The organism is Cyanobium sp. ATX 6A2, from assembly GCF_024346355.1.
GTDB lineage: Bacteria > Cyanobacteriota > Cyanobacteriia > PCC-6307 > Cyanobiaceae > NIES-981.
Genome location: NZ_JAGQCU010000024.1, coordinates 23944 through 36116, shown reverse-complemented (window position 1 = coordinate 36116; position 12173 = coordinate 23944). Strand labels below are relative to the sequence as shown.

Sequence of the window (12173 nt, the reverse complement as noted above, 5' to 3'; positions counted from 1 at the left end):
TCAGAAAACCTACAACACCGCTCGCTCGCGCTTCACGGGGCTTCAGGCTCTGCTCCCTCTCGGGCGCAGCTCTTTACCGTAGCACCTGCTACCCACCTCTGGCAACCAGCGCTTCCCCCCACGGCAGAAATCGCTCCAGGGTCGTGGCACGATCCGCCGCCAGCACAGGGAAGTCGACCTCCGCGAGATCCGATCCAGGGCTGAGCCGTGCTGGGGAGATCCGCAGCCAGCGCACTGGACACTCCAGTTCGGTGAGCACCAGCCAGGCCGCGGCCAGGTCCCAGATCTTCGGAGTGGCCTCCAGGGCCGCCACGGTCTGCCCCATGGCCACACTCACGAGATTGAGGCTGGCCACACCGAGCAGACGGATCTTGCCGGGAAAACGGCGATCCGGCAGCTTCTGCAGGACGCCGATGGAGCGGCTGCAGAGGGAAGCACAACCAGAGGTGGGGGCATGACCGGAAGGCGGCTGCAGGAGCTTGCCGTTGCGCCAGGCGCCCTGACCGCGCACGGCCACAATGCGCTGGCGCAAGGGCGGCACATCCAGCACGGCCAGCACGGGCCTGCCGCCTTCAAAGCGAGCCAGGGAGATGGCCCAGTAGGGAATTCCAGCGGCGAAGTTGGTGGTGCCATCAAGGGGGTCCACCACCCAGTAGGCGGGGGTATCGGGCACCCGACGCTCCCCCTCCTCGCTGAGCACGCCGTCGCCGGGGAACAGCGCTGAGATGCCCTCCACGAGCTCCGCATCGCTCCAGCGATCGCAGGCCGTGATCAGGCTGCCGTCGGGTTTGAGATCGGAGACCACATGGCCGAAGTCGTGACGCTGGCGGTCGCCGACCCGGTCCAGTAACGACGCCAGACCAGGGTGCAGGGACGGGGAAACGGGAGCCGCGGTCATCCGATCTCGAGGGCAAGCACCCTGCTCAGACTGCGGCCCGTATCTTCCCGGAACTGACGCAGGTTGACCCGGTTCAAGAGCAGCAGCGCGGCGGCCGCCACCAGCAATTCCACACCGAGCACCAGGGCATAGGCGGGGAAGGGATCGGTGCTCCCGGTGACCTGCAGGTGCAGGAAGCGCCCCAGATCCAGCAGACCACCGCCGAACACCTTGCCCAGCGCCCTGGACAGGGCCTGGGCCAGACCCCAGACGCCCACGAAGGTGCCGGCGGCCTGAGGCAGGGTGAGATCCAGCATCAGCACCAGAGCGCTGTTGGTGCCGATTCCCGCCGACAGGCCAAACAGCACCATCACACCCTGCAACACCGGCACCTGGGCCGTGATCCCCGAGAGCAGCAGCAGGGCAAGGCTGCCGACAATGAGTTGACAGCCCAGGCGAGCGGTGGCGAACTTGCCGAGCCTGGGGGTGATCCAGAGGCCGGCGATCAGCAGCCCCACCAGGGTGCCAATGCCCCAGAGCGCGTTCAGGGAGGCGGTGGCGGCGATGGACATGCCGAACACCTCAGCGCCGTAGCTCTCAAGCACGGGGTCCTGGAGGAACAGGCCCAGGGTGAACAGCAACAGGAAGAGGAAGAACACCATCACCTGCCGGCTGGAGGTCACCAGGGCCCAGCTCTGGCGCAGGGTGATGGCGTCGTCGCGGGAGGGCGGCGACTCCGCGCTGGCCAGGGAGGCGCCAGTTCTGGGTCGCTCGATGCCAAGGGTGGCGATCACGGTGAGCACCAGAACCACTCCGGCCACGCGCACCATGAAGCCAAGCAGGGCGGGCTGCAGGATGGCGGGATCGGTGACCCCATCGAGACTGCCGAGGGCGAGGGCGATGGCGATGGCCCCCACCACGATGCCCACCGTGAGCAGGCACCAGATGATGCCCACGGCCCGGGGTCGTTCCTCCTCGTTGGTGCTGTCGATGAGCAGGGCCAGGTAGGGCGAGGAGGCCATGGAGATGGCCAGGCCATAGGCCGCAAACAGCCCACAGAGGGCGGCGATGGCCGCCAGCAGGGAACCGCCTCCGGTGTCCAGCAGGCGGCCCACCTGGAAGATCAGGGGCACCGACAACACCGCCAGGGTGCAGAACAGGACCGCCCCGAGCCAGATGTAGGGGACGCGGTGGCGACCTGCGACCGGGTGGGTGTCTGAGAGCTGACCAAACAGGACCCGGGCTGGAGCCACGAATTGTTCACAGGCCAGGGCTACCCCCACCAGCAGGCCGGGGAAGCCCAGCTCACTGATCATCACCCGGTTCAACAGGCCGGCGAAGATCACCGCCAGACAGCCAAGGCAGCCTTGGAACAGACCCAACCTCAGGGTGCTGGTCAAGCCAAGCCTGGGGCCCGGAACACCTGAGGACGAGACGCTCATCAGCTGTGGAGATCAGAGCAGGCTTGGATCGGAAGCCTGGCAGGCGGGCAGCAGCGGAATCGGTTCCACGGGGATGTCGGTGTCGAGCCGGGGCTTCTCGGCGGGCAGGCTGCGTGCCGGACAGCTGAGGATCACGTCCAGTCCGGTGCGGCGGCGAAGCTCGGCCAGACGGATGTTGTAGTCGGTGACGGCAGCGGAGAAACGCACCTCAGCATTGGTGAGATCGCGCTGGTTGTCCACCACCTCCCGCTGGGTGGTGACCCCGGCCTGCAGACGCAGGCGGGCGAGACGCAGGGATTCGCGCGACTGAATGACCTCTCGGGCCGTGGTGGCGATGTTGCGGTTGTTCTTCTCCAGCTCGAAGAAGCTCTCCTCCACCTGCTGGCGAATGTTGTCGCGCCGTTCGGCAAAGCGAAAGCTGCTCTCCTCGGCGCGCTGACGGTTGCCCCGGGCCTGGGCGGCGGCGGCGCCACCGTCAAACAGCCGCCAATTGAAGTTGAGACCCACCGAGGCGTCGAGGTTTCGGGTGGCGTCGACCCGACTTTCAGTGGCTCCGGAGAGATCGGTCCAGGCTGTGTCGAAGCTGGCGAACAGATTCAGGAAGGGCTGGGCCTGGCCCAGGGCCGCGTTGGCCTGGCTGTTGGCAATGGAGATGTCGAGCAGGGTCTGATCCAGTTCCTCGCGGAAGGCGAAGGCGGCCACGATGCTCTCCTGCAGGGAGGGCTGCCACATCCCCAGCACCCGCGGGGGATCGGCGGCCGTGGGGGTGACGTCCTGGGGCAGATCCAGCAACTCAGCCAGGGCGCGACGATTGATGGCCTGGGCAGCAAGGCCATTCGTGAGCAACTGCTGGTCGCGCGCCAGCTGGGTTTCGGCTTCCAGCACGTCCAGGCGGGTGGCCACCCCGGCCTGGAACCGGGCCCGGGTGTCGCGCAGGCTCACCAACGAGGCGCGCACGGACTCCTGGCCGATGCGCACCTGATCATCGGCCTGCTGGAGACTGAAGTAGGCCTGGTTGGCCCGAAGCCGCAGATCCCGCAGGGCAATGATGTATTGAAACTTGGCGCTCTCGAACTGGTCGCGTGCCGCAGCGATGCTGGGAGTGCGGGTGGGGTCGATCAGCGCCCACTGGGCCAGGAGTGAGGCGGCCGCCCGCCAGCGCTGCTCGCTGTTGGTGCGGCTGCTCCCGTCGAAAAACTCCGTACGGGTTTCCGAGGCGGTGAAGCCGGGAAAGGTGCCTGCGTTCAGATCGATGGTGGGATACCACTGGGCGATCTGGGCCCTGAGGTTGCTCTGGGCCTGATCCACCTGGGACGCGATCGCCTTGAGGCTGGGATTGTTCACCTCCACCAGGCGTTCCACCTGGGGGAGGGTGAGGGGACGCAGCTCACGGATCTGCACCTGCTCGGGGCGGGTGGGCAGGGCCAGGGAATCGGGCGCCGGCAGGTCATCGAGATCCGGGCCCAGCTGCGTGGCGGCCGGCGCCACCAGCCGCGGGTTGACCCGAGGCCGATCACCCTTGCTGTCGATCGCATTGGGCAGGGCCGAAGGGGCGTACACGGGCGGTCCCCCAGAATCCACGGCAGCACTCGGGGCGGCCCCTTCCTCCACGGCAGTGCTGTCGCCCGGGAAAGGGGAGAGGTCATCGGCCACCGCCACCCCACCGGCAAGGGGCAGACCCAGCGCTCCCAGGAGAACCAGTCGAAGAGCGGTGTGGGTCATGCCGGTGGGCACTGGGCAGCGGGAGTTTAAGAAGGCCGGCCGGATTCACCGGTGCAGGCGGCCACTAGGTCAGCTGCGCTCCGCACCAGCTGCACCGGCACCGGCAGCAGGGCTTCCAGGTCCTCGAGGCGCAGGTCATCGAGAAACACCGGTTCTCCCTGACGCAGCATCACCGAGGGCAGCAGCAGCTGCTCCCCCAGATCCCGCTGGGCCAGGCCGCTGAGCAGGTCGGAGCCGGTGAGCAGTCCGGTGACCACCTGCTCCTGGCCCCAGTAGGGGCTGGGCAGGCCATGGAGAACCAGCTCCAGTCCATCGACCCGGTTGAGACGCTCCACCACGGGCGTGAGCGCCTCGGCCACCAGGGCCCCCACCACCCAGCTGAGTCGTCGGGAGCGATCCAGACGGGCCGGCAGGGAAGCGGTGGCCTGATCGAGGGACTCCAGGAAGGCGCGGATGCTGCCCACCCCGTTTTCCTGTTGGGGCAGGTCTTCGTACTGGTGCCGTGGGGGCAGCGGCAGACCGGCCAGCAGATACCACTCATCGGACAACCAGGCGAAGCGGCTGCCGAGCTGCCGGTGGAAGTGCTCCTGCAGCGGTTCCACCTGGGCGATCACCCGGCGGGCGCAGCTCCGATCCACCGGCACCAGGTCATCCCCGGCGGGACGGAAGCGCGTAAGACCTACGGGCACCACCGCAGCGGAGAGCACCGCGGGCCACTCGCCCCGGGCGAACATCGCCAGATCCGTGAGGGTGCGCTCCAGGGCCGCGCCGTCGTTGAGGCCGGGGCACACCACCACCTGGGCATGGATCTGCAGATCGCGCTCGGAGAACCAGGCGAGCTGATCCAGGAGCAGCCCCGCCCGCGGGTTCATCAAAAGACGGCTGCGCAGCTCCGGTTCGGTGGCATGGACGGACACATACAGCGGCGAGAGCCGCTGTTGCTCGATCCGCAGCCAGTCGGCCTCCGTGAGGTTGGTGAGGGTGAGGTAAGAGCCGTAGAGAAAACTCAGTCGATAATCGTCGTCCTTGAGGTAGAGGCTGCGGCGCCTTCCCGGGGGCTGCTGGTCGATGAAGCAGAAGGGACAGGCGTTGTTGCACTGTTTGAGGCCATCAAAGAGGGCTTCGGTGAAGCCCAGGCCGAGGGTCTGGTCGGGATCCTTCTCGAGTTCGATCGTGTGCTGGCTCCCGTCAGGGTCTTCCGCCACCAGCACCAGCTCTTCGTCACCCACCAGCAGCTGCAGATCAATTAGATCGCGGGGCCGGTGACCGTTGATGCTGAGCAGGCGATCGCCGGGCTGAAAACCGAGCTCCTCGCCGATTGAACCAGGCTCCACCGTGGCCACGATGGCCGGCTGGGGCAGGCGGCTTGGGGATTGACCCGCCAACGCCTGGCGGGCCTGGGCATCCACGACCACCGCAATCCCGGCGGAGGGTTCGTTCCACATGGGGGGAGGCGAGCGGATGGGCTGGCTTTAACTGCCCACTGTGCCGCGCAGCCAGAGCAGGATGGCGATCCCGAAGGCCAGGCGGTAGATCACGAACACCCAGGTGCTGTGGTGCTGCAGAAAGCGCAGCAGCCAGGCGATCGCCAGCCAGGACACCACCGCCGAGGAGGCAATGCCCACCAGGACCGGCAGCACACCCCCGCCCATCACACCGCCGTCGACCGGGCCAGCGAACAGCTCCCTGAGTTCCACCACACCGGCGAGGGTGATGGCGGGGATCCCCATCAGAAAGGAGAAGCGCGCCGCTGCCGTGCGCTCCCAGCCGTCGAACAGCGCAGCCGTGAGGGTGCTGCCGGAACGGGAGACTCCGGGGATCAGCGCCAGGGTCTGGGCCAGGCCGACGATCAGCCCATCGCGGGGCTGGACATCGTCGAGCTGGCGGCGGCGACGGCCCAGCAGCTCCGCCAGCCCGAGCAGCAGGGCCATCACGATCGAGACAATCGCCACGGATGTCAGGCTGCGCAGGGGCGAGTTGTCGAAGTCGCTCACCATCAGCTTGATCGCCATCCCCGCCAGCAGGATCGGGATGCTGCCGAGGGCGATGGCGATGCCCATGCGCGCATCCGTGGAGCCCCAGCGGCCCTCGCGCAGGGCCCGGCTGACGCCTCTGAGCACCTGGGCGAGATCGTGCCAGAAGTAGGCCACGATCGCCGCGATGCTGCCCAGCTGGATCACGGCAATCGCTGACACCCCCGGGTCACCCCAGCCCAGCAGCATCGGCACCGCCTGCACGTGGGCGGTGCTGCTGATCGGCAGAAATTCCGTGAGACCCTGCACCACCCCCAGCACCAGTGCCCTCAAGCAGGCCTGAGCCAGCCCCAGCTCCGCGCCAACGCCCGGCTGAGCTGGGCCAGCAACCGCCAGCACTGGCATGGCGTGCGCCCAGAGGTGGAGCAACGAATCCATGAAAAACCTGAAGCGCCCCGACCCTATGGCGCTGCCGCACCCGGCAACCCTTAAGGTTACACATCTTTCTTCACAGGCCTGGTGATCGCGGGCACCCCCGGCACAGCGAGCAGGGCTCTGCCCCTTGGAGTGGGTGCTGAGGCGGGACTGGCGCCCAGGGCCAGAGCCATCGCCCTGCCGCTCCTCAGTGGCCTGCTGGTGTCCCTGCCGGTGTTCGTCCAGGCACCCTGGGTGCGGCACGACCCGTTCAGTGCCACGGCGTTCACCGCGCTGCTGCTGACGATCGCCCTGCTGCTGGCCCACAGCGACGATCCCCAGCGGCGGCGGGCGGGGGAGCTGCTGGTGGGCTTCTGTGGCAGCTGGCTGGCGGGATCCCTCTTCTGGGGCTGGGCACGGCTGCACCCGGTGTATCACCTGCCTCTGGAGGCGATGGCCCTGCCCCTGGCACTGGCCGGCCTCAGCAGCCGCTGGCGGCTGGCCTGCGGGTTTTATCTGGGATCCCTGCTCGGCACCGCCGCCACCGACGCCGGCATCCTCCTGACGGGCCTGATGCCCCTCTGGCCCCAGGCCCTGGCTGCCGAGCCGCAGCAGGCCGGCGAGCTGCTGCGGCTCGCCGCTGAGGCGGCCCTGCGGCCAGGTTCCCTGCTGGTGATTGCAGGCCTGGGCGGCAGCCTGATACAGCTCAGCCGCTGGTGCTGGCACCAGGGAGACACCGGCCAGGTGGCCGGGGCAGCCCTGGCCACCACGCTTGCTGTGGACGGCCTGTTCGTGCTGCTGTCACTGCTGGCTCCCCGGCTCAGCGGCCTGGTCTGAGCAGCCTGACCTGATCTGAAGAAACGCAAAGGGCCGAGACGACGACAGGGAGCCTGATCGAGCCGTTCTGTAACGTTGCCATGAGTGGTCTCCGACCACCTGAACTCCCTTCCCGATCACGGTATTTCGCGATGAAAAGGCTGGTTGCCTGGCTGATGAGTGGAGTGCTTCTGGTGGGTCTCCTGGTGGGTCTGGCGATGGCACCCACCGCCCAGGCCGCCGAGCTGCGCAACAGCGCCGATGACAAGATCGCCGAACGTGGCGACAAGGTGGATCTCAACAACAGCTCAGTCCGGCGCTTTCAGGCGTTCCCCGGGATGTATCCCACCCTCGCCGGCAAAATCGTGCTGGGGGGGCCCTACGTAATCGTGGACGATGTGCTGAGTCTCGACCTCACTGATCGCCAGCGCGAGCTCTTCAACAAATACAAGGACAATTTCACGGTCACCCCTGCGGAGATCGCCTTGAACGAGGGATTCGATCGCATCAACGACGGCCAGTACCGCTGAGCATCCAGGTTCGCTCCGCGACTCTCCTTACACTCGGTCAACCGTTGACAGCCGTCGGGCCAGCCGGCGGCTTTTTTAATGCCGGCTGCTGCCGGGAAGCCACCTGCAGCCATGGCAGACCACCTCGCGGAGCAGCACCGATCCGAACAGCGGCACGGCCACCTGCAGCGCGTGTGGGACGTGGTGGTGGTGGGGGGGGGCGCCGCCGGACTGATGGCCTGCCTGGAGCTGCCCGCGCAGCTCAGCGTGCTGTTGTTGAACAAGGAGCGCAAACCACGGTCAGCCAGCCGCTGGGCCCAGGGGGGCATTGCTGCCGTGACAGCGGTGGAGGACAGCTTCGCGAGCCACCGTGACGACACCCTGCGGGCCGGCGCAGGCCTGTGCGACCACGATGCTGTGGGATTGCTCGTGCATCAGGCCCCGGCCTGTGTGCAACGGCTGCTGGAGCTGGGCATGGCCTTCGACCGCGACGGCGGCCGGCTGAGCACCACGCTGGAAGCCGCCCACAGCCACCGCCGGGTGCTGCATGCCCAGGACCGCACCGGCGGTGCCCTGGTGGATGCCCTCGAGCGAGAGGTGCGGCAGCGGCCCGGGCTGCGGCAGCTGGATGACAGCGTGGTCCTGCGGCTCTGGGTCGAAGCAGGGCACTGCAAGGGCCTGCAGGTGCTCTGCGATGGCCGGATCGGCTGGCTGCGGGCCCGGTCGGTGGTGCTGGCCACCGGCGGCGGCGGCCACCTGTTCGCCCACACCACCAATCCCTCCCAGTCCAGCGGCGATGGGGTGGCCATGGCCTGGCAGGCCGGCGCGGCGGTGCGCGACCTGGAGTTTGTGCAGTTCCACCCCACCGCACTGATGCTCCCCGGAGCCCCCCACTTCCTGATCTCCGAGGCGGTGCGGGGCGAGGGAGCCCGCCTGCGGGATCACCAGGGGAGGAGCCCGGTGGAGCGTCTGGCGGGGGGAGATCTGGCCCCCCGCGACCAGGTGAGCCGGGCCCTGGCACGGACGATGCAGGAGCAGGGGGTGGAGCACCTCTGGCTCGACCTGCGGCCCGTGGGGAAGGCCCGCCTGGAACGCCAGTTTCCCACGATCCTGGGGCGTTGCCGGGCCCTGGGCCTTGAGCCCCTGGGCCAGCCACTGCCGGTGGCTCCGGCCGCCCACTACTGGATGGGCGGCGTGGCCACCGATCTCAATGCGGCCACCAGCATTGCCGGTCTCTATGCCGTGGGGGAAGTGGCCTGCACGGGGGTGCACGGGGCCAACCGCCTGGCCAGCAACTCGCTGATGGAGTGCCTGGTGTTCGCCCGCCAGCTGCGCCACATCCGGCTGGAGCCCCCCATCGAGGACGCGCGCCCCGATCTGGAGGGGCCGGACCTGGTGGAACAGGACCGGGCGTGGCCCTGGACCCTGCCCGATCTGGAGAGCCTCGAGGGGCGGATCGCCGATCTGCGTGATCTCTGCTGGCGGGTGGCCGGCGTGGAGCGCCGCGGCCACACCCTGGGCCAGGCCCTGCCGCTCGTGCGGCGCGAACGGCAGGCAGTGGAGGCCGATGCCAGCTGGCGTTGGCTACAGAACCTCCCCCGCCGGGCCTGGCTGGAGCTGGCCGGAGACCAGAGCCTGCGACTGGTGGGCCTGCAGGAATGGCATCAGCGCCTCACCCTGGCCGAACTGCTGCTCGAGGCTGCCCTGTTCCGGCAGGAAAGCCGCGGCGGCCACTTCCGCACCGACGCTCCAAGCCCCCAGCCCCACTGGCGACGGCACTCGCTGCAGCAGCGCCGCAGCGGGATCCGCACCGCCGCGGTCAGGACGGTGGGAAACCACTGAGCTCGGCCAGGCGCTCCAGGGGCTTGGCGCCGGCCTCCAGGCGACCCTGAATCTCCCAGCTGGGGAAGCCCTCGATGTTCTTGCTGTCGCAGAGCTCCTTCTGGCTGTTGCGACCATCGGCCGCGCATTCGACCACGGTGAGGAGCTCAGTGGCCTCCCGCCCGAACAGTTTCTTCTGGTCGAGGCAGTGGGGGCACCAGTAGGCCGAATACATCACCGCACCGCTCTCGGTGAGGTGTTCGGCCAGGGCAATGGCTTCGGGGCTGCTGGTGGTGGTGACCGGAGGCGACACACGGCCCTCGGCGATGGGGCTGCCGGAGGGATCGGCAGCCGCGGCCCAGCCCAGACCGGCCAGAGCCACCACCAGGGCCAGAGCGATGATCCGGAACAGCAGCTGGCCGCGATCGGGCCAGTCGCCGCCGATCAGGCTGAGCACGAACAGCGCCAGGCTCAGCACTGCGGAGAGCACGCAGAAAAAACAGAAGGCCTGGATCTTGAACACCATCACGCCCATCAGCACCAGGCTGAACACGGCCATGCCGGTGCTGAGCAACAGCAGCCCCCACCAGCTCAGCGAGGCCAGGCGGGCTTTGGACTCCCCCCGAAACACCAGGGGCAGCAGGGCCAGTACAGTCGCGGCGGCATAGGCCAGGAAGCCGAACAGCGACAGGGGCTGGCCCAGCACCGTGCCCCAGGCGCTGGCCAGCACCCTGTCACAGCCGTCGGCGCCTCCAGGACAGCTCAGATTCCCGAACAGACCCCAGCGTTCCAGGGTGATCGAGCCGGTGTCGATCACCCCCACGGTGGCGAGCACGGCCATCGCCACACGGATCCAGCGGTTGCCGGAATCACCACGGCGGCGGTTGGAGCTGAGGCGTTCGCTGAGGCGGCTGGAGGTCACGGCTATCAAGCGTCGTAACCACTCTCGCAGTCGCGGCCCTGCCCCGTCGGCCAAACCGGGCCAGCTTTCCCAGGGACCCTGGCCATAGGGTGGTGGATCGGCCCCGCCCCGCCCATGACCACGACCACCGGCACTGCCCACACGGGCGTCCCCCCCCGCAGGACCGTCGCCTTCGCCCACCTGGGCTGCGAGAAGAACCGGGTGGACACCGAGCACATGCTCGGCCTGCTGGCCCAGGCCGGGTACGGCGTGAGCGCCGATGAGAGCGATGCCGACGTCGTGGTGGTGAACACCTGCAGCTTCATCCAGGACGCCCGCGAGGAGTCGGTGCGGACCCTGGTGGAGCTGGCGGAGCAGGGCAAGCAGCTGATCATCGCCGGCTGTCTGGCCCAGCACTTCCAGGAGGACCTGCTGGACAGCCTGCCGGAAGCCAGGGCGATCGTGGGCACCGGCGACTACCAGCACATCGTGAACGTGCTGGAGCGGGTGGAGGCCGGAGAGCGGGTGAACCGGGTGAGTGCGGTGCCCACCTTCGTGGGGGATGAGCACCTGCCCCGCTACCGCACCACCAGCGAGGCGGTGGCCTACCTGAAGGTGGCCGAGGGCTGCGACTACCGCTGCGCCTTCTGCATCATTCCCCACCTGCGGGGCGATCAACGGTCACGCCCGATCGAATCGATCGTGGCCGAGGCCCGGCAGCTGGCGAGCCAGGGGGTGCAGGAGCTGGTGCTGATCAGCCAGATCACCACCAACTACGGCCTCGACCTCTACGGCCGGCCCCGCTTGGCCGAGCTGCTGCGGGCCCTGGGGGAGGTGGAGATCCCCTGGATCCGCGTCCACTACGCCTACCCCACCGGCCTCACCCCCGAGGTGCTGGCGGCCTACCGGGACGTGCCCAACGTGCTGCCCTATCTGGATCTGCCGCTGCAGCACAGCCATCCGCAGGTGCTGCGGGCCATGAACCGCCCCTGGCAGGCCGACGTGACCGGCGGCGTGCTGCGTCGCATCCGCGAGCAACTGCCCGAGGCCGTGTTGCGCACCACCTTCATCGTGGGCTTCCCCGGTGAAACCGAGGCGCAGTTCCAGCACCTGATCGATTTCGTGGCCGAGCAGCGCTTCGACCACGTGGGCGTGTTCACCTTTTCGGCAGAAGAGGGCACCCCGGCCGCGGAGCTGCCAGACCAGGTGCCGGCCGAGGTGGCCGCTGAACGCAAGCACCGGCTGATGGCCTTGCAGCAACCGATCGCTGCCCAGGCCAACGCCAGCTGGGTGGGGAAGATCGTGGATGTGCTGATCGAGCAGGACAACCCCAGCACCGGGGAGATGCTCGGCCGCTGCGCCCGCTTCGCCCCGGAGGTGGATGGCGAGGTACGCGTGATTCCGGGTGCATCGGGCCTGTGCGCGGCACCGGGCACGATGGTGCCGGTGCGCATCACCGCCGCCGACACCTATGACCTGATCGGCGAGGTGGTGGGCGCCAGGGCGATGGTGAACGAGGCCCTGACGGCGCTCAGATCAGCTTGATGCCGCGCAGCACGTAGGAGGCGGCGATGGCGGCCACAAGCCCGCCACCCACCAGTGCCAGATAGATCGCCGCGCCCATGGCCGTTGCCGTCGAAAGGGAAAGGCCATTACAGCAGACTCCCGGACGCAGAGCTCCGGCACAGCCGGCCAGGG

At 68.4% G+C, this 12173-nt stretch carries 11 protein-coding genes; 4 read left to right on the top strand and 7 right to left on the bottom strand.

The features are described from left to right. Window positions 1–88: 88 nt before the first annotated feature. From KBY96_RS15150 to KBY96_RS15130, 5 genes are read right to left on the bottom strand one after another with little or no spacing between them, the layout of a single operon-like run. Window positions 89–898, bottom strand: coding sequence for an inositol monophosphatase family protein (locus KBY96_RS15150; RefSeq protein WP_254980370.1), 810 nt, complete (start codon window positions 896–898; stop codon window positions 89–91). After that, the gene (locus KBY96_RS15145; protein ID WP_254980369.1) at window positions 895–2319 is read right to left on the bottom strand and encodes a BCD family MFS transporter; all 1425 of its coding nucleotides are present in this window, start codon (window positions 2317–2319) and stop codon (window positions 895–897) included. Before KBY96_RS15145 ends, KBY96_RS15150 begins: the two co-directional genes overlap by 4 nt. A 12-nt stretch (window positions 2320–2331) precedes the next feature. Beyond that, window positions 2332–4041, bottom strand: a complete 1710-nt coding sequence (locus KBY96_RS15140) for a TolC family protein (RefSeq protein ID WP_254980368.1) — start codon at window positions 4039–4041, stop codon at window positions 2332–2334. 26 nt (window positions 4042–4067) lie between these two features. After that, window positions 4068–5486 (bottom strand): TIGR03279 family radical SAM protein, encoded by a 1419-nt coding sequence (locus KBY96_RS15135; protein ID WP_254980367.1) that lies wholly within the window; start codon window positions 5484–5486, stop codon window positions 4068–4070. 27 nt (window positions 5487–5513) lie between these two features. After that, window positions 5514–6419 carry an undecaprenyl-diphosphate phosphatase gene (locus tag KBY96_RS15130; RefSeq protein ID WP_254980366.1) on the bottom strand — a complete coding sequence of 302 codons (906 nt, stop codon included), beginning with the start codon at window positions 6417–6419 and terminating at the stop codon, window positions 5514–5516. Between the two features lie 162 nt (window positions 6420–6581). Here KBY96_RS15130 and KBY96_RS15125 point away from each other — a divergent pair, with 162 nt between their 5' ends. The 3 genes from KBY96_RS15125 to nadB all read left to right on the top strand — a co-directional run bounded on the left by KBY96_RS15125 (window position 6582) and on the right by nadB (window position 9595). Further along, window positions 6582–7265 (top strand): DUF3120 domain-containing protein, encoded by a 684-nt coding sequence (locus tag KBY96_RS15125; RefSeq protein ID WP_254980365.1) that lies wholly within the window; start codon window positions 6582–6584, stop codon window positions 7263–7265. Between the two features lie 131 nt (window positions 7266–7396). Next, window positions 7397–7774: a photosystem II complex extrinsic protein PsbU gene (gene psbU / locus KBY96_RS15120; protein WP_254980364.1), complete on the top strand. Its 378-nt coding sequence runs from the start codon at window positions 7397–7399 to the stop codon at window positions 7772–7774. 213 nt (window positions 7775–7987) lie between these two features. Further along, window positions 7988–9595: an L-aspartate oxidase gene (gene nadB / locus KBY96_RS15115; protein ID WP_396122340.1), complete on the top strand. Its 1608-nt coding sequence runs from the start codon at window positions 7988–7990 to the stop codon at window positions 9593–9595. Here nadB and KBY96_RS15110 read toward each other — a convergent pair. Further along, a complete protein-coding gene (locus KBY96_RS15110) occupies window positions 9573–10496 on the bottom strand; it encodes a vitamin K epoxide reductase family protein (RefSeq protein ID WP_254980362.1) in 924 nt (307 codons plus the stop codon). The two genes, nadB and KBY96_RS15110, sit on opposite strands and share 23 nt — an antisense overlap. Window positions 10497–10610: 114 nt before the next feature. Here KBY96_RS15110 and rimO point away from each other — a divergent pair, with 114 nt between their 5' ends. Next, window positions 10611–12020 carry a 30S ribosomal protein S12 methylthiotransferase RimO gene (gene rimO / locus KBY96_RS15105; protein WP_254980361.1) on the top strand — a complete coding sequence of 470 codons (1410 nt, stop codon included), beginning with the start codon at window positions 10611–10613 and terminating at the stop codon, window positions 12018–12020. Here rimO and KBY96_RS15100 read toward each other — a convergent pair. Beyond that, complete coding sequence (locus KBY96_RS15100) at window positions 12007–12099, bottom strand: cytochrome b6-f complex subunit 6 (protein WP_254980360.1); 93 nt, start codon at window positions 12097–12099, stop codon at window positions 12007–12009. The genes rimO and KBY96_RS15100 overlap by 14 nt on opposite strands. Between the last annotated feature and the right edge of the window lie 74 nt (window positions 12100–12173).

What these genes read in the sequence shown, in the direction of transcription:
- psbU (WP_254980364.1), top strand. Translation starts at nt 7,397, where the DNA reads ATGAAAAGGCTGGTTGCCTGGCTGATGAGTGGAGTGCTTCTGGTGGGT.
- nadB (WP_396122340.1), top strand. Translation starts at nt 7,988, where the DNA reads ATGGCCTGCCTGGAGCTGCCCGCGCAGCTCAGCGTGCTGTTGTTGAAC.
- rimO (WP_254980361.1), top strand. Translation starts at nt 10,611, where the DNA reads ATGACCACGACCACCGGCACTGCCCACACGGGCGTCCCCCCCCGCAGG.
- KBY96_RS15130 (WP_254980366.1), bottom strand. Translation starts at nt 6,419, where the DNA reads ATGCCAGTGCTGGCGGTTGCTGGCCCAGCTCAGCCGGGCGTTGGCGCG.
- KBY96_RS15135 (WP_254980367.1), bottom strand. Translation starts at nt 5,486, where the DNA reads ATGTGGAACGAACCCTCCGCCGGGATTGCGGTGGTCGTGGATGCCCAG.
- KBY96_RS15150 (WP_254980370.1), bottom strand. Translation starts at nt 898, where the DNA reads ATGACCGCGGCTCCCGTTTCCCCGTCCCTGCACCCTGGTCTGGCGTCG.
- KBY96_RS15145 (WP_254980369.1), bottom strand. Translation starts at nt 2,319, where the DNA reads ATGAGCGTCTCGTCCTCAGGTGTTCCGGGCCCCAGGCTTGGCTTGACC.
- KBY96_RS15100 (WP_254980360.1), bottom strand. Translation starts at nt 12,099, where the DNA reads ATGGGCGCGGCGATCTATCTGGCACTGGTGGGTGGCGGGCTTGTGGCC.
- KBY96_RS15140 (WP_254980368.1), bottom strand. Translation starts at nt 4,041, where the DNA reads ATGACCCACACCGCTCTTCGACTGGTTCTCCTGGGAGCGCTGGGTCTG.